Below are 19,285 nucleotides of genomic sequence, written 5' to 3' on the forward strand. Positions count from 1 at the left end.
CCGGTGTGGGCGCGCCCTTTGCTCTGCACCCGCGGATGCGACGCTGCCCTCTGCTCCGCACCCCGCGGACCGGACGCTGCCCCTTGCTCTGCACCCGCGGGCGCGACGGTGCCCGGGCCCGGGCCCGGGTGGCGCATCAGCGGGTGCAGAGCAAAGGACGAAGGACAGGGGTACGGCCCGCCAGTGCCGCGACCAGAGCCGGTAGTCATGCCTGCGACGGTTGTGGGTAGACCGCTGTGTGGTCGACGGCTTGCGGGTGGTCGTGGTCGGCGCCGGCTTCTCCGGTCTCGCGGCCGCGTTGGCGCTGAGCCGCGCGGGTGCCCAGGTGCGGGTGCTGGAGGCTCGCGACCGGGTGGGCGGTCGGGTGTTGACCCGTTGGCTGCCCGAGGTCACGCAGCTCGACCTGGGGGCGCAGTGGATCGGCCCGACGCAGGACCGGATGTACGCGCTGGTCGCCGAGCACGGGCTGGCCATCTTCGCCTCGGCGTCGGTCGGCGCGCCCACGCTGCTCTGGGGCGGTCAGCGCCGGGCCGAACCGCCGGCGCAGGTCGGCCGGGTGCTCGGCCTGCTCGACGAGTACGCCGCACGACTGGACCCGGCCGCACCCTGGGCGACGCCGGAGGCCGCGCGGTGGGACCGGACGACCCTCGGCGGGTGGCTCGCCACCACGGCCGCGGACGACGACACCGCCGACTACCTGGGGCGGCTACTCGCCGGCGGGCTGCTGGCCACCGGCGCCGACGAGCTGTCCCTGTTGCACCTGCTGTTCTACCTGCGCAGCGCTGGCGGGACCGGGCCGTTGCTGGGGATGGCCGGCGGCGCGCAGCAGGACCGGATCGTGGGCGGGCCGGCGGCGCTGGCCGAGCGGATGGCCGCGGCTCTGCCGCCGGGGACGCTGACGCTGGCCGCGCCGGTGCGGGCCATCGAACAGACGGTCGACGGCGCGACCGCGTGGACCGACACCGGGCGCGTCGACGGCGACGCCGTGGTGGTCGCGCTGGCCCCGGCACTGGCCGGCCGAATCCGGTACGACCCGCCGCTACCCCCGCTGCGTGACGGGCTCACCCAGCGGATGCCGATGGGGTCGGCGCTGAAGGTGCACGCCGTCTACCCGGAGCCGTTCTGGCGTGCCGACGGGCGCTCCGGGGTGGCCACCAGCAGCGCCGGTCCGCTCACCGAGACGGTCGACAACTCCACCCCGACCTCGCCGCTCGGGGTGCTGACCGGGTTCAGCTACTCCTCGGACGCCGCCGCGTTGCGCGGCATGTCCCCCGCAAGGCGCCGGCAGTGCCTCCTGGAGGCGTTCACCAGCGTGGTCGGGCCGCACGCCGAAAACCCGGTGGACCTCGTCGAGTACGACTGGTCGGCCGAGGAGTGGACCCGGGGCTGCTTCTCCGGTGTGCTCACCCCGGGCACCTGGCGGACGTACGGCCCGCACCTGCGGACGCCGGTGGGACGGGTGCACTGGGCGGGCACCGAGACGGCCACCCGCTGGAGTGGCTACCTGGAGGGCGCGGTGCGCGCCGGTGAGCGGGCGGCGGCTGAGGTACTGGCCGGTTGAGACGGACACGACCGGGGCCGGCCCGGTCTCGGCGGGACCGGGCCGGCCTCGGCCCTGGGTGTCACCCGGCCGACCCGGCCTCAACGGACCGGGCCGGCGCGGGGGCACCGGTCAGGGGTAGGTGGTCAGGTACACCGTCTGGTTGGCCGCGTTCGCGGTGCCACCGGCGTTGTTGATCACCCGGTTGATGGTGCCGACGCCACCGAGCGAGACGGTCACCATGTTCGTGAACCGCACGTTCGGGTTGGTGGGCACCTCGAAGGACCGTTCCTCGACCACCGCGGGATTGACGTTGAAGTAGCTGTAACTGCCCAGCCCGAACGCCTGGTGGCTGGTCACCGAATCGGCGACCTTGTACGCGGCGTAACCCCGCGTCGACCCGTTCATCCAGGCCGCCTGGTTCGGCACGTCGTACGGCAGCTCGTTCTGGTAGAAGTACGTCCGCCCGCCGTTGCCGTTCCAGATGGTCTGGTACTTCTGGTAGTGCTCGACGAACAGGCCGTACATGGTGACGTTGTCGCCGTTGACGGTGAGCCCGGTGTCGGCGGTGTTCAGCGTCCACCCGGTCGGCACGCCGCTGGCGGCGTGGTCGGCCCGCCACAGCCACATGTGGTCACCGATCACGTTGTCGCTGTTGACGGTCAGCGTGTTGGTGGCCCTGCCGACGTGCGGCCCACCGATGCGGAAGAACACGTCGTGCAGCGAGGTCGGGTTGCTGGCGTGGCTCGCGGACGAGCCGGACGGCCCGACCTCCATCAACACCGGCGAGTTGGTGGTGCCGGCCTCGAACATCAGGCCGGCGACCTTCACGCCGTCCACATCGGCGACCCGCATGCCCACGCTGCCGTTGTCGGCCTGGATGGTGGCCAGGCCGAGGCCGAGGATCACCGTGTCGGCCCGGTTGACCTGGATCGGCTCGGTGACGTGGTGCACGCCCGGGGTGAAGAGCAGGTGCTTGCCCTGGGCGAGGGCCGCGTTGATGGTGGCCGCGCTGGTGCCGGCCTGGACCACGAAGAACTGCGACAGCGAGATCGACGAGCCGGCGGGCGTCTTGTTGTACCAGCTGGTGCCTGTCGAGTTGGTGCGCAGCGCCGGCACGAACACGCGGTACTCGCCGGTGCCGTCGACGTAGAGGAACGGCTTCTCCCGCACCTGCGGGGTCTGCGCGATGACGGTGTGCGACGGGTTGGGGAAACTCGGCGCCGGTGCGCCGGTGACGCCCTGGAAGACCATGTTCCACACCGAGCCGGTCCAGCCGTTGCCGAACTCGCTGTTGCGGGAGTACCACTGCTGCTGCGAGCCGGAGACGACCAGCCCGTCGATGCGGGTGTCGGCCAGCAGGCCACCGCTGGACCAGCCGTCGCCGCCGTTCCACAGTTGGATCTGGTTCTGCGCGCCGCGCAGGTGCATCCGGCGGTACGGCGCCGCCTGGGACACCGCCCACCGCTCCACGGTCTGCCCGGCGGGCAGGGTGACCGAGAGGTTCTCGGCGGCCCGCCAGAAGTTCTGCGTGGCGTTGCCGCCGAACCAGAACGCCTCGGTGCGGACGTGGCCGTTGAGGTTGACGTCGTCGGGGCTCAGGCCGAGGCCGGCGACCTGGGTGAAGAAGCCGAGGTTGACGTCGGCGGTGTAGGTGCCCGGCTTGAACAGCACCGCGTAGCGCTGCGGGCCGAACTGGTTGGTCTCCTGCTGGGTGAAGAGGGTGTTGAGTCGACTCTGGATGGTCGACGTCGGGGTGCTCGGGTCGAAGACGAACGTGTTCGGCCCGAGGTTGGGGTTGCGCGGGTCGGTGGGCGTCACCGGGGGTTCGTTGGTACCGCCGCCGGTCTCGCCGTAGACCTGGAACTCCCAGAGCGAGTAGCCGTAGCCGGTGCCCCGGGCGGTGCCGTACATGCGGACGTAGCGGCCGGCGCCGGAGACGGTGAGGTTCTGGGTGCCGCCGGCGCCGGTGGTGGTCGAGTAGATCGTGGTCCAGGTGGACCCGTTGTCGGAGGTCTGGAGCTGGAAGGCCCGGCCGTGGGCGGCCTCCCACAGCAGATTGACCTGGGTGATGGTGGCGCGGGCACCCAGGTCGACCTGGAGCCACTGCGGGTCGCTGAACGCGCTGGACCAGCGGGTGCCGGTGTTGCCGTCCACGGCGGCGCTGGCGGGGGTGCCGGCGTTCTCGGTGGACGAGGCGGTGGCCGTCCGGCCCTGGGAGAGCAGGGTGGGCGCGGCCTGCGCGGGTGCGGTGGCACCGGTCGGGGTGAGCGCCGCGACAAGCGCCACGGTGAGTCCGACGAGCAGGTGTCGGACGGCCCGGCGGGGACGCGGGCGTACGGATGTTGCACGAGATGTCATGACATCGCCTGTCGATAGGGGGTTACGGATGCCGACGAGGGTGGGATCGGGCTCGCCCCGTGGTGCCGTGGGTGGTGCCGCCGATGCGGCGCCGCGGGCCGGAGAGCGCTCTCGTAGGAGTGTTGCGGCGAGATTGCGGCGGCGTCAAGACATCGATCTATAACTTCGTTATTTATCCCGAGGATTCTTTTTGTGTAATTCGCCGGCGCCGCTGCCGTCGTCCCGGCTCAGCGGCGGACGCCGCCCTCGGTGAGGAAGCGGGCGATCGGCAGCGTGGCGGCGCCCAGTGCCACCGCGTCCACGCCGAGGCGGCACAGCTCGATCGACGCCTGCTCGAACGGCTGCCGCAGGGCCTGTCGGCCGGCGGCCTCGCGGACGGCCGGCAGCAGGTCACCCAGCGCCATGGCCGCCCAGCCGCCGAGCACCACCCGCTCCGGGTTGAACAGGTTGATCAGGTTGGCCACCCCGGCGCCGAGGTAGCCGGCGGTGTCGTCCAGCACCCGCCGGGCGGTGGCCGAGGTCCCGGCGGCGGCGACCAGCGCCGCGATCTGGGACTCCTCATCCTCGCCCGGCACCTGTCGACCCCGACGCGCCTCCCGGTACCGGTCGATGATCGCCTCCGCGCCGACGTACGCCTCCAGGCAGCCGCGCGCGCCGCACCGGCAGGCCCGTCCCCCGTACACCAGGGTGGTGTGCCCCCACTCCCCCGCGCTGCTGGACGCGCCGCGGTAGGTGGCCCCGCCGGTCACCACCGACGCGCCCACGCCGGAGCCGACAAGCGCGAAGACGGCGTGTCGGGCTCCCCGGCCGGCGCCGAACCACATCTCGGCCTGGCCGAGGGTCTTCGCGCCGTTGTCGATGTGCAGCGGCAGGTCGGTGCCGGCGCTGATCAGGCGCTCCAGCGGCACCCGGTCCCAACCGAGGGCCTGGGCGTGCACGACAGCCTCGACGCCCTGCTCGACCACCCCGGACACGCCGATGCCGACGCCGAGCACGTCGCCGGAGGTCACGCCGGCCTGCCCGGTCACCGCGTCGATGCCGGCGAGCACGTGCCCGGCCACCAGGTCGGGCTCGGTCCGGGCCGGGTCGAGCGGGTACTCGATGCTGGCCAGCAGGGTCATCGCGAAGTCGAACAGCTCCACCCGCACCCGGGTCTCGCCGACGTCCACGCCGACCACGAAGGCGAAGCGGGGCGCGATCCGCAGCAGCATGCTGGGCCGACCACCGTCGGACTCGGCGGCCCCGGCCTCGGCGACCAGCCCCTCGTCGATCAGGTCGGCCACCACGTTGCTGACCGCCGGCTGACTCAGCCCGGTGCTGCGCACCAGGTCCTGGCGGGTGAGCGGACCGTCGAGGAAGAGCCTGGTCAGCAGCGCGGACCGGTTGCGCAGCCGCACGCTGCGGTTGGTGGCACGCGCCAGCTCCACTCGACACCCCGTTCTGGTTGGCCGTTCGAGGCGACTGTAACCGCACCGTGCTTGACGACCCACCGGCCAGCCACTTTAATGACGACATAATTTAAGCCGTGATGTAACTCCCGGGAAACGCCGACGGACTCCGACGGCGCACCCCCGAACCCTGTCCGCAGCCGGCCGCCCGTCGTCTCGACCCCTATCGGCGACGGAGGCCGGCGGACCCCCACCACGCTCCGGAAGGGCTGACCCGTGTCGAGACGACACCTCGGGATATTCACCGCCGCCGTACTGGCCGCCGCCTCGCTGACCGCCTGCGGCGGCTCCGGCGACGACTCCGCCGCATCGCCCAAGACGCTCACCTACTGGGCCAGCAACCAGGGCGCCAGCCTGGAGGCCGACAAGACGACCCTCCAGCCCGAGCTGGACAAGTTCGAGAAGCAGACCGGGATCAAGGTCACCGTCGAGGTGGTCCCCTGGTCGGACCTGCTCAACCGGCTGCTCGCCGCCGCCGCCTCGGGCAAGGGCCCGGACGTGGTGAACATCGGCAACACCTGGTCGGCGTCGTTGCAGGCCACCGGCGCGCTCGTCGAGTTCGACGACGCCACCCTGCAGGCCGTCGGCGGCAAGGACCGGATCGTGCCCGCCGCGCTCGCCGCCGCCGGCGCCCCCGGCAAGCCGCCGGCCGCCGTGCCGCTCTACAGCATGGCGTACAGCCTGTACTACAACAAGAAGTCGTTCGCCGACGCCGGCCTCACCGCGCCGCCGACCACCTGGGAGCAGCTCGCCGAGTACGGCAAGAAGCTGAGCACCGGCGGCAAGTGGGGCCTGGCGATCGAGGGGGCCAACCCGTCGGAGAACGCGCACCACGCCTTCACCTTCAGCCAGCAGTACGGCGGCGAGTGGTTCGACTCGGCCGGCAAGCCGACCTTCGACACCCCGCAGAACGTCTCGGCGATCAAGCGGTACATCGACTTCATGGCCGCCGACAAGATCACCAACCCGAGCAACGCCGAGTACGCGCAGAACCAGTCGGTCTCGGACTTCGCCAACGGCAAGGCCGCCATGCTGCTCTGGCAGTCCGCCGGCTCGAACCTGAAGACGCAGAACATGGCCGCCGACGCGTACGGGGTGGCCCCGGTGCCGTTCCTGGCCAGCCCGCCGGCCGGCGGCAAGAAGGTGAACAGCATGGTCGCCGGCATCAACATGGCGGTCTTCAAGCACACCAAGAACAAGGACGGCGCGCTGAGCTTCGTGAAGTTCATGACCAGCGACGAGGAGCAGACGCTGCTCAACAAGACGTACGGCTCGCTGCCGGCGGTGAAGACCGCGGGTTCCGACCCGGCGTTCAGCGCCACCGAGCAGAAGACCATCCAGGAGACCCTGGTCACCACCGCGGCCCCGCTGCCGCAGGTGCCCGAGGAGAGCACCTTCGAGACCCTGGTCGGCACCGCGATGAAGGAGCTGTTCGCGGACGCGGCCAGCGGCAAGCCGGTCACCGAGGCGTCGGTGAAGGCGAAGCTGACCGACGCGCAGCAGAAGATGCGCTGACCCAGGCGTCACCGGTGGCCGTGGTCGGGTGTTGAGCCCGGCCACGGCCACCGCCTCCGAGAGGACCCCGATGGCAACCAGCACCACCGCGCCGGACGCCGACCGGCGCGAACCCCGGGCCGGGTCACCGGCCCGGGGGCCGGCCCGCCGGCCCCGCGGCCCCCGCCGCTCACTCCTGCCCTATCTGCTGCTCGCACCGGCCATCGTGCTGGAACTCGCCATCCACGTGGTCCCGATGGTGGTCGGGGTCTGGATGAGCCTGCTGGAGCTGACCCAGTTCCACATTCGCAACTGGTCCACCGCGCCCTTCGTCGGGCTGGAGAACTACCGGGCGACGCTCGACCTGAACAGCGCCGCCGGCAAGGAACTGTTGCACTCGTTCTGGGTCACCCTGGCCTACAGCGTGCTCTCGGTCGGGTTCGCCTGGCTGCTCGGCATCGCGGCGGCGGTCGTCCTGCAGAAGCCGTTCCGTGGGCGGGCGATCCTGCGGGCGCTGTTCCTCACCCCGTACGCGCTGCCGGTCTACGCCGCGGTGATCACCTGGAGCTTCCTGCTGCAACGCGACACCGGCCTGGTCAACCACGTCCTGGTCGACCAGCTCGGGCTGCTGAACGAGCGTCCGTTCTGGCTGATCGGCGACAACAGCTTCTGGTCGCTGCTGGTGGTGTCGGTGTGGCGCAACTGGCCGTTCGCGTTCCTCTGCCTGATGGCGGGTCTGCAGAACGTGCCGGGTGAGTTGTACGAGGCCGCCGCCATCGACGGCGCCGGGTTCTGGCGCCGGCTGCGCTCGGTCACCCTGCCCATGCTGCGGCCGGTGAACCTGGTGCTGCTGCTGGTGCTGTTCCTGTGGACGTTCAACGACTTCAACACACCGTTCGTGCTCTTCGGCGGCTCCGCGCCGGAGCAGGCCGACCTGATCTCCATCCACATCTACCGCAGTTCCTTCAAGACCTGGGACTTCGGCTCCGGCTCGGCGATGTCGGTGGCGCTGCTGCTGTTCCTGATGATCGTCTCGGCCGCGTACCTGCTGATCACCAACCGTCGGAGGGACGACCATGCGTGAGACCGCCGGTGAGCGCTGGGGCCGGCGCATCGTGCTGACCCTGCTCACCCTCTTCGTCGTCATCCCGCTGTACGTGATGGTCACCTCGGCCGCGAAGCCGTTGCAGGACGTGCAGAACGGCTTCACCTGGTGGCCCAGCCGACCCACCCTGCAACCGTTCGTCGACATGTGGAGCACCGTGCCGCTGGCCCGGTACCTGGTGAACAGCCTGGTGGTGTCCAGCATCGCGGCGATCTGCTCGGTCGCGGTGGCCATCTTCGCGGCGTTCGCGGTCAGCCGGTACCGGTTCCGCGGCCGGAGCCTCTTCTCGGTGACCGTGCTGTCCACCCAGATGTTCCCCGGCATCCTGTTCCTGCTGCCGCTGTTCCTCATCTACGTCAACCTGGGCAACGCCACGGGCATCGAGCTGTACGCCAGCCGCACCGGACTGGTGATCACGTACCTGACCTTCTCGCTGCCGTTCTCGATCTGGATGCTCGTCGGTTACTTCGACTCGATCCCCCGCGGGCTGGACGAGGCGGCGCAGGTCGACGGGGCCGGGCCGTTGCGCACCCTGTTCCAGGTCATCCTGCCGGCCGCCGTACCCGGCGTCGTGGCGGTCACCGTGTACGCGTTCATGACCGCCTGGGGTGAGGTGTTGTTCGCGTCGGTGATGACCGACGAGGGCAGCCGCACCCTGGCCGTCGGCCTGCAGGGCTACTCCACCCAGTTCAACGTCTACTGGAACCAGATCATGGCCGCCTCGCTGGTGGTCAGCGTCCCGGTGGTCGTCGGGTTCCTGGCCCTGCAGCGGTACTTCGTCGCCGGCCTGACCGCCGGCGCGGTCAAGTGAGTCAGTCAATGCCAGAGGAGATCCGTCCCGTGCCCGACCTGTCCAAGCTGCCACCCGCCTTCCTCTGGGGCGTCGCCACGGCGGCGTATCAGATCGAGGGGGCCGTCGACGTCGACGGCCGGGCGCCGTCCATCTGGGACACCTTCTCGGCGACCCCCGGCAAGGTCGACAACGGCGACACCGGCGCGGTGGCCTGCGACCACTACCACCGGTGGCCCGAGGACTTCGCGTTGCTGCGCCGGCTCGGCGTGGACGCGTACCGTTTCTCGGTGGCCTGGCCCCGGGTGATGCCCGACGGCGTCGGTCGGGTCAACCCCGCCGGGCTGGACTTCTACGACCGGCTCGTGGACACCCTGCTCGCCGACGGGATCCGGCCGTTCGTCACGCTCTACCACTGGGATCTGCCGCAGACGTTGCAGGACGCCGGCGGCTGGCCGGAGCGCGCCACCGCCGAGGCGTTCGCCGACTACGCGGCGGTGGTCGCCGCCCGTCTCGGTGACCGGGTCGCCGACTGGTGCACCGTCAACGAGCCGCTCTGCGTGTGCTGGATCGGGCACCTGGAGGGCAACATGGCCCCCGGCGAGCGGGACCTGACCCGGGCGGTGCACGCCTCGCACCACGTGCTGCTCGGGCACGGCCTGGCCACTCAGGCGATCCGCGCCAACGCCGCCCGTCCGGCCTCGGTGGGTCTGGTGCTCAACCTCAGCCCGATCGAGGCGGCCACCGACCGACCCGAGGACGTGGCGGCGGCCCGCCGGGCGGACGGGCACGTCAACAGGTGGTGGCTGGACCCGATCCACGGGCGCGGCTACCCGGCCGACATGATCGCCACCTACGGCGTCGAGCCACCGGTACGCGGCGACGACCTCACGGTGATCGCCACGCCCACCGACTTCCTCGGGGTGAACTACTACTTCCGTCAACTGGTGGTCGACGACCCGACCGGCGCGGCACCGTACGCCCGGCAGGTGCCGGTGCCCGGCTCGGTGGAGACCGCGATGGGTTGGGAGATGTACCCGGCGGGGCTGGAGCGGCTGCTCGTCGACGTGCACGAGGAGTACCGGCCGGGTCGGATCATCGTCACCGAGAGCGGTTCGGCCTGGCCGGACGAGGTCACCGCGGACGGCACGGTGCAGGACAAGGAGCGCACCGACCACCTGGAGCAGCACCTGGCGGCGTGCGCGTCGGCGGTGGCCCGGGGGGTTCCCCTGGACGGCTACTTCGTCTGGTCGCTGCTGGACAACTTCGAGTGGGCGTACGGCTACGACAAGCGCTTCGGGCTGGTGCACGTGGACTACCCGACGCAGCGCCGGACGATGAAGGCGAGCGGTCTGCGCTACGCCGAGCTGATCAGCGCCCACCGGCGTCTCGCCCGCACGACCGGGACGGCCGCGCCGGTGGCCTGACCACCACCGGCGGTGCGACCGGCCGCCCGGGCACGCCGTCGTGGCGACCCCGGGCGGCCGTTTCGGTCCCGATCGGACGAAACCGCCACCGACCGTCGTGCCCGGTGGCTAACCTGCGGCAATGTCCGCAGCACCTGACGAGGTCGAGCAGCCCGACGCCGGGGCGCGAGTCTCCGGCACCGACCGGATGACGGCCTTCAGCGACGGTGTCTTCGCCATCGTCATCACGCTGCTCGTCATCGACCTGCGGGTGCCGGAGTACCACGAGGGCGAGTTGCTCACCGACCTGCTCGACGAGGGAGCCACGTACCTCGCGTTCGTGGTGTCCTTCGTCTACGTCGGGGTGCTCTGGCTCAACCACCACGCGCTGCTGCGGCTGATCCGTGGCACGACGCTCACGCTGAGCTGGATCAACCTCGGCGTGCTCTTCGGTGCGGTGATCATTCCGTTTCCCACCGCCGTGCTGGCGTCGGCGTTCACCCAGGGCGACACCGACGACAAGCGCGCGGCCGTCGCCCTGTACGCGCTGTCCGCCGCCCTGATGTCGGCCCCCTGGCTGGTGTTCTTCGGCTACCTGCGGCGGCACCCGGTGCTGCTGCGGCCCGGGATCAGTCCCGAGTACGCGCGCAGGCAGCGGCTGCGGCCGATCACCGGCCTGGTCCTGTACGCGCTCGGCGGCCTGCTCGGCTGGTTCGTCAATCCGCTGCTGGGCCTGCTCGCGGTCATCTTCATGATCACCTATCACGCGGTGACGAGCGAGGGGCTGCCCCGGTGGCTCACCCGTCGCTGACCAGCCGGGGCAGGTCGGCGGGGGTGTCCACGTCCAGCGGTGAGCCGACGTCGTCGCAGGGCACCTCGACCACCAGGTCCGGCCGGTCGCGGAGCAGGTCGCGGGCACCCCGGTCACCGATCGCGTACCGGTCCAGCAGCGGCCAGACGTCCCGCCCCAGCAGGACCGGGTGCCCCGGCCGGCCGGCGTAGGTGGCGACCGCGACAAGCGCACCGCTGGCGTACGCCGCTCGTACCCGGTGGACCGCGACCGGGTGCAGCAGCGGCTGGTCGACGAGGACCACGACCGCGGCCGGCACGTCGGCCGGCAGCGAGGCCAGGCCCCGGCGCAGTGACGAGCCCAGCCCCTCGGACCAGCGGTCGTGCCGGACCGGCACCGCGCCGGGCAGGTCGGCCACCTCGTCGGCGCCCGCGCCGAGCACCACGTGCACGGGCGTGCAGCCGCCGTCGCGCAGCAGCCGGACGCCACGGCGCACCAACGGCTCGCCGGCCAGCTCGACAAGCGCCTTCGGCCGGCCGTAGCGCCGCCCGGCCCCGGCGGCCAGCAGCAGCCCGGCGGTCACCGTCCTCACCTCCCCGCGAAGGGCTTTGCGTTATTCGCCCCGAGATATACCGACAAAGCTAGTCTGGGCCGGTGCAGGGCGGAGGAGAGAACGCGACGACGACCGACGAGCGGCACTCGTCCCGGGTGGCGTTCGAGGTCAACGGCGCGGCACGCGAGGTGACCCTGGACAACCGCACCACCCTGCTCGACACGCTGCGCGAGCACCTCGGCCTGACCGGGGCGAAGAAGGGCTGCGACCACGGCCAGTGCGGCTCCTGCACGGTGCTGCTGGACGGTCGGCGGGTGAAGAGCTGCCTGGTGTTCGCGGTCACGGTGGACGGTCGGTCGGTGGTCACCGTCGAGGGGCTGGCCGAGCCGGGCCAGCTGTCCCCGTTACAGGCCGCGTTCATCGCGCACGACGCGTTCCAGTGCGGCTACTGCACACCGGGGCAGCTCTGCTCCGCCCGGGGCATGCTCGACGAGGTCGCCCGGGGATGGCCCAGCGCGGTCACCGCCGACCTGGGCGCGCCGGCCAACCTGACCGACGCGGAGATCCGCGAGCGAATGGCCGGCAACCTGTGCCGCTGTGCCGCGTACCCGCACATCGTCGCGGCGGTGCGCGAGACGGCGGCGACGCGATGAGGGCGTTCCGTTACCACCGGCCCGCCGACGTGGCCGACGCGGTCGCCGTGCTCGGCGCGGAGCCACACGCGGCCTACCTGGGCGGCGGCACCAACCTGGTGGACCTCATGAAGCTCGGGGTGCAGCGCCCCGACGTGCTGGTGGACGTGACCGGGCTTGCGCTGGACACCGTCGACGAGCTGCCCGACGGCGGACTGCGGATCGGCGCGACAGTGCGCAACAGTGACCTCGCGGCCCACCCGGTGGTCCGCCGGGACTACCCGGTGCTGGCCCGCGCCCTGCTCGCCGCCGCGTCCGGACAGCTGCGCAACATGGCCACCACCGGCGGCAACCTGTTGCAGCGCACCCGCTGCGTCTACTTCCAGGACACCGGCAAGGCGTGCAACAAGCGGGAGCCGGGCAGCGGTTGTGCCGCGCTGCACGGCCAGAACCGCGACCTGGCGGTGCTGGACTGGTCCGAACAGTGCGTCGCCACCCACCCGTCCGACCTGGCCGTGGCGCTGACCGCGCTCGACACGGTGGTGGAGGTGCACGAGGCCGACGGCGCCCGGGAGCTTCCGATCACCACCCTCTACCGCTCCCCCGGCACCCACCCAGAGCGGGAGACCACCCTGGCCCGAGGCACGCTGATCACCGCCGTTCGGCTGCCGCCGCTGCCGGCCGCACACCGCTCGACGTACCTCAAGGTCCGTGACCGTGCCTCGTTCGCGTTCGCCGCCGGCTCGGTCGCCGCCGTGCTGGACCTGGACGGCGACGTGGTCCGCGACGTGCGGCTGGCGTACGGGGCGGTGGCGCACCGGCCGTGGCGGGCCTACCGGGCCGAGGAGGAGCTGCGGGGTCGGCCGTTCAGCCCCGAGCTCGCCGGGCGGGCCGCCGACGCGGAGCTGGCCGAGGCCCGTCCGTTGCGGCACAACGGCTTCAAGGTGCCACTGACCCGGGCCATCACCGTGCGGGCGCTCAGCGAGCTGGCGTCGTCGTGAGCACCGGGGCGGTCGGCCGCGCGTACCCCCGGTTGGAGGGCCCCGAGAAAGTCACCGGCACGGCCCGGTACGCGGTGGAGTACCCGGTGGACGGCGTCACCTACGGCTGGGCGGTGCCCTCGGCGGTGGTCCGGGGCCGGATCACCCGGATCGACTCGACCGAGGCGATGGCGTCGCCGGGCGTGCTGGCCGTGGTGCACCACGGCAACGCGCCCCGCCTCGCCGCCGGCGGGCCGCCGGAGCTGTGGCTGTTGCAGGAGCCGGCGGTGCACTACCGGGGGCAGTTCGTCGCGGTGGTGGTGGCCACCAGCCTGGAGGCGGCCCGCGAGGGCGCCCGGCTGGTCCGGATCGACTACGACACCGGACCGCACAGCACCGTGCTCACCACCGACCACCCCGGCCGGTACCGGCCGGAGCACGTCAACCCCAGCTATCCGACCGACACCGCCGAGGGCGACTTCGACGCCGGGTACGCCGCCGCCCCCGTCCGGGTGGACGCCACGTACCGGACGCCCGCCTACCACAACAACCCGATGGAGCCGCACGCCACGACGGCGCAGTGGCGCGACGGCCGACTGCTGGTGCACGACTCCACCCAGGGCGCGTCGCCGGTGCGGGCCACCCTCGCCGAGCTGTTCGCGCTGCCCCCGGAGGCGATCCGGGTCATCGCCGAGCACGTCGGTGGCGGCTTCGGCAGCAAGGGGTACGCGAAGGCTTCGGTGGTGCTGGCCGCCCTCGCCGCCCGACACGTGGACCGGCCGGTCAGGCTGGCGTTGACCCGTCAGCAACTCTTCGGGCCGGTCGGGTACCGCACCCCCACCATCCAACGGGTCCGCCTCGCCGCGGACACCGACGGGCGGCTCACCGCGATCTGCCACGACGCGATCAGCCAGACCTCGACCATCCGGGAGTTCGCCGAGCAGACCGCCGTCTACACCCGCAGCATGTACGCCGCACCCCACCGCCGCACCACGCACCGGCTGGTCCGCCTCGACGTACCCACGCCGTTCTGGATGCGGGCACCCGGCGAGTGCCCCGGCGCGTACGCCCTGGAGTCGGCGATGGACGAGCTGGCCACCGCCGTCGGCGTCGACCCGGTGGAGTTGCGCGTCCGCAACGACGCGCGGGTCGACCCCGACCAGGAGCGACAGTTCACCAGCCGCAACCTGGTGGCCTGCCTGCGCGAGGGCGCGCGGCGCTTCGACTGGGCCGGTCGGGACCCGACGCCCCGCGCCCGGCGCGACGGGCGTTGGCTGATCGGCACGGGGGTGGCCGGGTCGAGCTACCCGGCGCGGGCCAGGGCGTCGTCGGCCACCGCCACCGCCCGACCCGACGGTGGCTTCCTGGTTCGGATCAACGCCACCGACATCGGCACCGGCGCCCGGACGGCCCTCTGGCAGGTGGCCGCCGACGCGCTCGGGGTCCCGCCGGAGCGGGTGGAGATCCACATCGGGGACAGCGACCTGCCGGCCGCGGCGTTGGCCGGGGGTTCGACAGGCACCGCCAGTTGGAGCTGGGCGGTGATCCGCGCCTGTCAGGCGCTGGGCGGGAAACTGCGCGCGGGCGTGCCACCGGATCGGGAGGTGAGCGCGTCCGCGGACACCACCGACGAGGTGGGCGAGCAGCCCGTCCTGCCCCGGTACGCGTACGGGGCGCAGTTCGCCGAGGTGCGGGTGGACGCGGACACCGGCGAGGTACGGCTGAACCGGATGCTCGGGGTGTTCGCGGCCGGGCGGGTGGTGAACCCGACGACGGCCCGCAGCCAGCTCGTCGGCGGCATGACGATGGGGCTGTCGATGGCGCTGCACGAGGAGGGTCTGCTCGACGAGCGGTACGGCGACTGGGTCAACCACGACCTGGCGACCTATCACATCACCGGCTGCGCGGACGTGGAGTCCATCGAGGCGTACTGGCTGGACGAGCGGGACGACGAGCTGAACCCGGCCGGGGTGAAGGGCCTCGGCGAGATCGGCATCGTCGGTGCGGCGGCGGCGGTCGCCAACGCGGTGCACCACGCCACCGGCGTGCGGATCCGGGACCTGCCGATCCGGTTGGACAAACTCATCGGAGCATCAGGGCTGGCTTAAATAAGCCAGTGGTGATACAAATGTCGTCGTGCACGCCTTCGACGTGCTGGGCGATCCGGTCCGGCGCCGCATCCTGGAGCTGCTCGCCGACGGCGAGCAGACCGCCGGCGCGGTCAGCGCGGTGATCCGCGACGAGTTCGGCATCTCCCAGCCCGCCGTGTCCCAGCACCTGAAGGTGTTACGGGACAACGGCTTCGCCACCGTGCGGCCGGAGGGCACCCGGCGGCTCTACGCGGTCGACCCACGGCCACTGCGTGAGGTCGACGGCTGGCTGGAGCACTTCCGCCGGTTCTGGACCCCACCCCTGGCGGCACTCGCCACCGAGCTGGCCCGAGGCCGACGCGAACGTCGGCTGCGCGAGCCCGCCGACTCACCCGACGAGAGGGACACCTGATGTTCGACGCAACCGAGCAGATCAACGCCGTACAGCGCGCGGTCGGCAGCCGCACCCTGGAGGCCGGCGAGGCTCGGGTGACCACGATCAGCCAGACCTACCAGGCGACGGCCGAGGATCTGTGGGACGCCTGCACCAACGCCGAGCGCATCCCCCGCTGGTTCCTGCCGATCTCCGGCGACCTGCGGCTGGGCGGCAAGTACGAGCTGCAGGGCAACGCCCACGGCGTCATCGAGAGCTGCGAGCCGCCGCACCGGTTCACCGCCACCTGGGAGTACGGCGACGAGGTGAGCTGGATCGAGGTGCGGATCACCGGGATCGACGACGAGCGTGCCCGCCTCGACCTGGACCACATCGCGCACGTCGACCAGGACCGGTGGGCCCAGTTCGGGCCCGGCGCCGTCGGCGTCGGCTGGGATCTCGGGCTGCTCGGCCTCGCCGCCCACCTGGCCGGCGACGGCAGCGGGGTCACCCCGGAGCAGAGCGCCGAGTGGAGTGCCTCCGCCGAGGGCCGACAGGCCATGGAGCTGAGCAGCCGACTGTGGGGTGCGGCGAGCATCGCCGCCGGCACCGACGCCGACGAGGCGAACGCCGCCGCCGCGCGCACCACCGCCTTCTACACCGGCGCACCGGCAGTCTGAGCGCAACCAGCGCAGCGGCGCTGCGGCAGCCAGCGGGCGGGCGGCGCGGCAGCGGCGGTCAGGTGGCGGCGGCCGGGCGGCGCGGTGGCGGCGGCCGAGGCGCTGCGGCGGCGCGGAGTAACGTGCTGCGGCATGACCGGCACGCCGTACTCGCACTGTTCCTACTGCGGCGCGGCCTACCCGGCGGCGGCCGGGTGGCCGCGCGTCTGCGCGGTCTGCGGCGAGACCGTCTGGCGTAACCCGCTGCCGGTGGCGGTCGCGGTGCTGCCGGTCCGCACCCCCGACAGCCTGGGTGTGGTGGTGGTCCGCCGGGACATCGAGCCGGCCCGCGGCCTGCTCGCGCTGCCCGGCGGCTTCATCGAGTACGGCGAGAGTTGGTCCGACGCCCTCGTCCGTGAGCTGCGGGAGGAGACCCGACTAGTCGCGGCGGCCGAGGACGCCCGACTGTTCGCGGTGCACAGCGCTCCGACCGGCGGCACGATGATGATCTTCGGTGTGCTGCCCGAGCAGGCGGCCGAGGATCTGCCACCCTCAGCGCCCACCGAGGAGGCGACCGAGTGGCTGGTACTCACCGACCCGATCGAGCTGGCCTTCTCCACCCACACCCAGGTCCTGGCCGACTTCCTGAACCCCAACCGCCGGGCCTGAACCCCCGCCTCTGCGCTGCCCCGCCACCGTTCGCCTCGTCACCCGCACCCGACCGCCAAGATCGTCCTCGATCCTGGTTATCAACGCCGTTGCGTTAGGTGGAACGGCTGTCCGTCAACCAGCACTGCCTCGCCGATCATGGAGTTCTGGTGGATAACAGAACGCCCGTAAAACCCCCAAAGTCGGCACCACAACTCCATGATCGCCAAGCCGGGCTCAACCCGCTTCCCGATCGGGCACTTCCTGTCCCGGGTTGACCCGCCGGCTACAGCCCTAACGCAGCGGTGTTGACAACCAGGATCGAGCACGATCTTGACGGCGCGAGGGAGAGGCGAGGGCGGCGCGGGGCGAGGGCGGCGCGGGGCGAGGGCGGCGCGGGGCGAGGGCGGCGCGGGGCGAGGGCGGCGCGGGGCGAGGGCGGCGCGGGGCGTCAGTTGGGCCGGGCGTCGTTGGCGCCGGTCAGGTAGCCGCTGGCCTGCAGGTCGAACAGCTCGCGGTAGAGGCCGCCGGCCGCCATCAGCTCGTCGTGACCGCCGTGCTGGACGAGTCGGCCCCGCTCCAGCACGAAGACCCGGTCGGCGTGCCGGACGTTGGCCAGCCGGTGGGTGATCAGGACGACCGCGCGGTCGGGGCGACGGCGCAGGTGCTGGAACAGGGCGTGTTCGGCACGCGCGTCCAGGGCGGCCGAGGGTTCGTCACAGATCAGCAGGGCGGCGTCGCGGTAGAGGCCGCGGGCCGCGACGAGCCGCTGCCACTGCCCGCCGGACAGCTCGTGGCCATCCTTGAACTCCCGGTCGAGCAGCGTGTCGTAGCCGTGCGGCAGGCTGACGATCATGTCGTGCGCGGCGGCGGCGTCGGCGGCCTCCTGCACGCTCGGGCCGGAGCGGTCCGGTGGGCGGTCGTGCCGCCCGACGCGGATGTTCTGCCCGGCGGTGAACGGGAACTTCCACCACTCCTGGGTCATCACGGCGACCTGGGCGCCCAGGGCGCGCGGGTCCAACTCGGCGGCGTCGACCCCGTCCCAACGGATCACCCCGCCGGTCGGTTGGTAGAGCCCCGCGATCAGTTTGGCCAGGGTGGTCTTGCCGGAGCCGTTCTCGCCGACCAGCGCGATCACCTCACCGCGCCGGATGGTGAGGCTGACCCGGTCCACCGCCGGGGCGTCGGTGTCGGGGTAGCGCAGGCTCACGTCGTCCAGCTCGATCACGTCGACGCCGTCGGTCACCCGGTTGCCCCCGATCGGCACCCGGGCGTGGGCGCGGGCCAGGAAGTCGCGGTAGTCCTGGTAGTAGAGGGCGTCCTCGTACAGCGAGTTGGTGGCGACGACCGCCACGCCCAGGCTGCTTCGGGCGGACTGCAGCGCGAGCAGGGCGGTGGCCGCGGCGGCGAGGGCGACCATCCCGGCGAGCAGCAGGCCGCCGAGGACCGCGTACACGCCGAAGGTGGCCAACCCCGCCACCGTGGCACCGACCACCCGGGTGCCGGTCTGCGAGCGGACCAGCCGCAGTTGGGCGCGGGTCTCGACGGCCATCACGCCGCGGTACTCGGCGAGCAGGAAGTCACGCATCTGGTACGCGCGCACCTCGGCGGCGGTGTGCCGGTTGGCCATCAGGTGGGCCAGCATCCACATCCGACGCCGCCTGGTGATCCGGGCCAGCATCGCCAGGTACTCCCGGCGGGCCATCCGCACCGCCGTGACCGCCTGGGGCACCGCGGCGAGCAGCAGGCAGGGCAGCAGCAGCGGTTGGATGACTGTCACCGCGACGGCGGTGGCGAGTATCCCGACCACGCCGGTGACCAGGTTGACGGTGTGGTCGACGATCCAGGCGGCCTCGGCCATCCCCCGGTCGCGGGCGCGGTCCATCTCCTCGGCGAAGCCGGCGTCGTCGAACGCGGCGAGGTCCACCGCCGTGGTGGCCTCGAACAGCCGCAGCTCCACCTGATAGTTGATCTGCGGGGTCAGCCGGGCCTGGGCCCAGCCGGCCGCGATCGTCAGGCCGCCGCGCGCCGACACCGCCGCCGCGGCCACGATCAGCGCCGGTAGGGCCGAGCGGACCCGGTCCGGGGTGGGGCCGGCGGCGAACAACTCGCGCAGCACGCTGGTCGTGGCGAGCAGCCCGAACGTGGTCATCACCCCGGCGGCGATGTTCAGGCCGATGGAGGCGACCGTGTCCCGACGGTTGGTGGCCCAGGCCAGGCCGACCGCCTCGCGGACCAGCCGCGGCAGTCGACGGGCCACCGCCCAGAAGCTGGTGTGCGCGAACTCCTGCGCGTGGTGCAGCCAGTCGCGGTCCTCCAACTCCGGCAGCATCGTGCCCGGTGGATCGTCCGGCTGGTCGTCGTTCTCGACGGAGGTGCGCTGGCGGGCCATCGACTCCACGGGACCCTCCTCGGG

16 protein-coding genes are annotated in these 19,285 nt (G+C 72.2%); 12 read left to right on the forward strand and 4 right to left on the reverse strand.

The features are described 5' to 3' along the window. Nucleotides 1-238 precede the first annotated feature (238 nt). On the forward strand, nt 239-1,561 hold the full coding sequence (locus AB0B14_RS24475; protein ID WP_357524362.1) for an FAD-dependent oxidoreductase: 1,323 nt from the start codon (nt 239-241) through the stop codon (nt 1,559-1,561). 111 nt (nt 1,562-1,672) lie between these two features. On the opposite strand, the gene AB0B14_RS24480 is transcribed toward AB0B14_RS24475, so the two are convergent. Then, on the reverse strand, nt 1,673-3,901 hold the full coding sequence (locus AB0B14_RS24480; protein WP_357063359.1) for a discoidin domain-containing protein: 2,229 nt from the start codon (nt 3,899-3,901) through the stop codon (nt 1,673-1,675). Nucleotides 3,902-4,128: 227 nt separating this feature from the next. Continuing rightward, nucleotides 4,129-5,328: an ROK family transcriptional regulator gene (locus tag AB0B14_RS24485; RefSeq protein WP_357524364.1), complete on the reverse strand. Its 1,200-nt coding sequence runs from the start codon at nt 5,326-5,328 to the stop codon at nt 4,129-4,131. Nucleotides 5,329-5,565: 237 nt separating this feature from the next. Between AB0B14_RS24485 and AB0B14_RS24490 the strand changes: the two genes are divergently transcribed. From AB0B14_RS24490 to AB0B14_RS24510, 5 genes are all read left to right on the forward strand, one after another. After that, a complete protein-coding gene (locus AB0B14_RS24490; protein WP_357524366.1) occupies nt 5,566-6,864 on the forward strand; it encodes a sugar ABC transporter substrate-binding protein in 1,299 nt (432 codons plus the stop codon). A 70-nt stretch (nt 6,865-6,934) separates the two neighbouring features. Then, nucleotides 6,935-7,927 carry a sugar ABC transporter permease gene (locus AB0B14_RS24495; protein WP_357063367.1) on the forward strand — a complete coding sequence of 331 codons (993 nt, stop codon included), beginning with the start codon at nt 6,935-6,937 and terminating at the stop codon, nt 7,925-7,927. Beyond that, nucleotides 7,920-8,759 carry a carbohydrate ABC transporter permease gene (locus AB0B14_RS24500; RefSeq protein WP_357063369.1) on the forward strand — a complete coding sequence of 280 codons (840 nt, stop codon included), beginning with the start codon at nt 7,920-7,922 and terminating at the stop codon, nt 8,757-8,759. Before AB0B14_RS24495 ends, AB0B14_RS24500 begins: the two co-directional genes overlap by 8 nt. A gap of 8 nt (nt 8,760-8,767) precedes the next feature. Further along, nucleotides 8,768-10,165 (forward strand): GH1 family beta-glucosidase, encoded by a 1,398-nt coding sequence (locus AB0B14_RS24505; protein WP_357524368.1) that lies wholly within the window; start codon nt 8,768-8,770, stop codon nt 10,163-10,165. Nucleotides 10,166-10,286: 121 nt separating this feature from the next. Next, nucleotides 10,287-10,955 carry a TMEM175 family protein gene (locus AB0B14_RS24510; RefSeq protein WP_357524370.1) on the forward strand — a complete coding sequence of 223 codons (669 nt, stop codon included), beginning with the start codon at nt 10,287-10,289 and terminating at the stop codon, nt 10,953-10,955. Here AB0B14_RS24510 and AB0B14_RS24515 read toward each other — a convergent pair. After that, nucleotides 10,942-11,517, reverse strand: a complete 576-nt coding sequence (locus AB0B14_RS24515) for a nucleotidyltransferase family protein (RefSeq protein ID WP_357524372.1) — start codon at nt 11,515-11,517, stop codon at nt 10,942-10,944. The genes AB0B14_RS24510 and AB0B14_RS24515 overlap by 14 nt on opposite strands. 125 nt (nt 11,518-11,642) lie before the next feature. Here AB0B14_RS24515 and AB0B14_RS24520 point away from each other — a divergent pair, with 125 nt between their 5' ends. From AB0B14_RS24520 to AB0B14_RS24545, 6 genes are all read left to right on the forward strand, one after another. Continuing rightward, the gene (locus tag AB0B14_RS24520; protein ID WP_357524438.1) at nt 11,643-12,140 is read left to right on the forward strand and encodes a 2Fe-2S iron-sulfur cluster-binding protein; all 498 of its coding nucleotides are present in this window, start codon (nt 11,643-11,645) and stop codon (nt 12,138-12,140) included. Next, the gene (locus AB0B14_RS24525) at nt 12,137-13,120 is read left to right on the forward strand and encodes a xanthine dehydrogenase family protein subunit M (RefSeq protein WP_357524374.1); all 984 of its coding nucleotides are present in this window, start codon (nt 12,137-12,139) and stop codon (nt 13,118-13,120) included. The genes AB0B14_RS24520 and AB0B14_RS24525 overlap by 4 nt, the downstream gene beginning before the upstream one ends. Next, nucleotides 13,117-15,207 carry a xanthine dehydrogenase family protein molybdopterin-binding subunit gene (locus AB0B14_RS24530; RefSeq protein ID WP_357524376.1) on the forward strand — a complete coding sequence of 697 codons (2,091 nt, stop codon included), beginning with the start codon at nt 13,117-13,119 and terminating at the stop codon, nt 15,205-15,207. The genes AB0B14_RS24525 and AB0B14_RS24530 overlap by 4 nt, the downstream gene beginning before the upstream one ends. Nucleotides 15,208-15,235: 28 nt before the next feature. Beyond that, nucleotides 15,236-15,601: a metalloregulator ArsR/SmtB family transcription factor gene (locus tag AB0B14_RS24535; protein ID WP_357524378.1), complete on the forward strand. Its 366-nt coding sequence runs from the start codon at nt 15,236-15,238 to the stop codon at nt 15,599-15,601. After that, nucleotides 15,601-16,242 (forward strand): SRPBCC domain-containing protein, encoded by a 642-nt coding sequence (locus AB0B14_RS24540; protein ID WP_357524380.1) that lies wholly within the window; start codon nt 15,601-15,603, stop codon nt 16,240-16,242. Before AB0B14_RS24535 ends, AB0B14_RS24540 begins: the two co-directional genes overlap by 1 nt. A 132-nt stretch (nt 16,243-16,374) precedes the next feature. Then, nucleotides 16,375-16,890: an NUDIX domain-containing protein gene (locus AB0B14_RS24545; protein ID WP_357524382.1), complete on the forward strand. Its 516-nt coding sequence runs from the start codon at nt 16,375-16,377 to the stop codon at nt 16,888-16,890. Between the two features lie 430 nt (nt 16,891-17,320). On the opposite strand, the gene AB0B14_RS24550 is transcribed toward AB0B14_RS24545, so the two are convergent. Next, nucleotides 17,321-19,261 (reverse strand): ABC transporter ATP-binding protein, encoded by a 1,941-nt coding sequence (locus AB0B14_RS24550; protein ID WP_357524440.1) that lies wholly within the window; start codon nt 19,259-19,261, stop codon nt 17,321-17,323. Nucleotides 19,262-19,285: the final 24 nt, after the last annotated feature.

It is taken from the genome of Micromonospora sp. NPDC049171 (assembly GCF_040648275.1).
Classification (GTDB): domain Bacteria; phylum Actinomycetota; class Actinomycetes; order Mycobacteriales; family Micromonosporaceae; genus Micromonospora.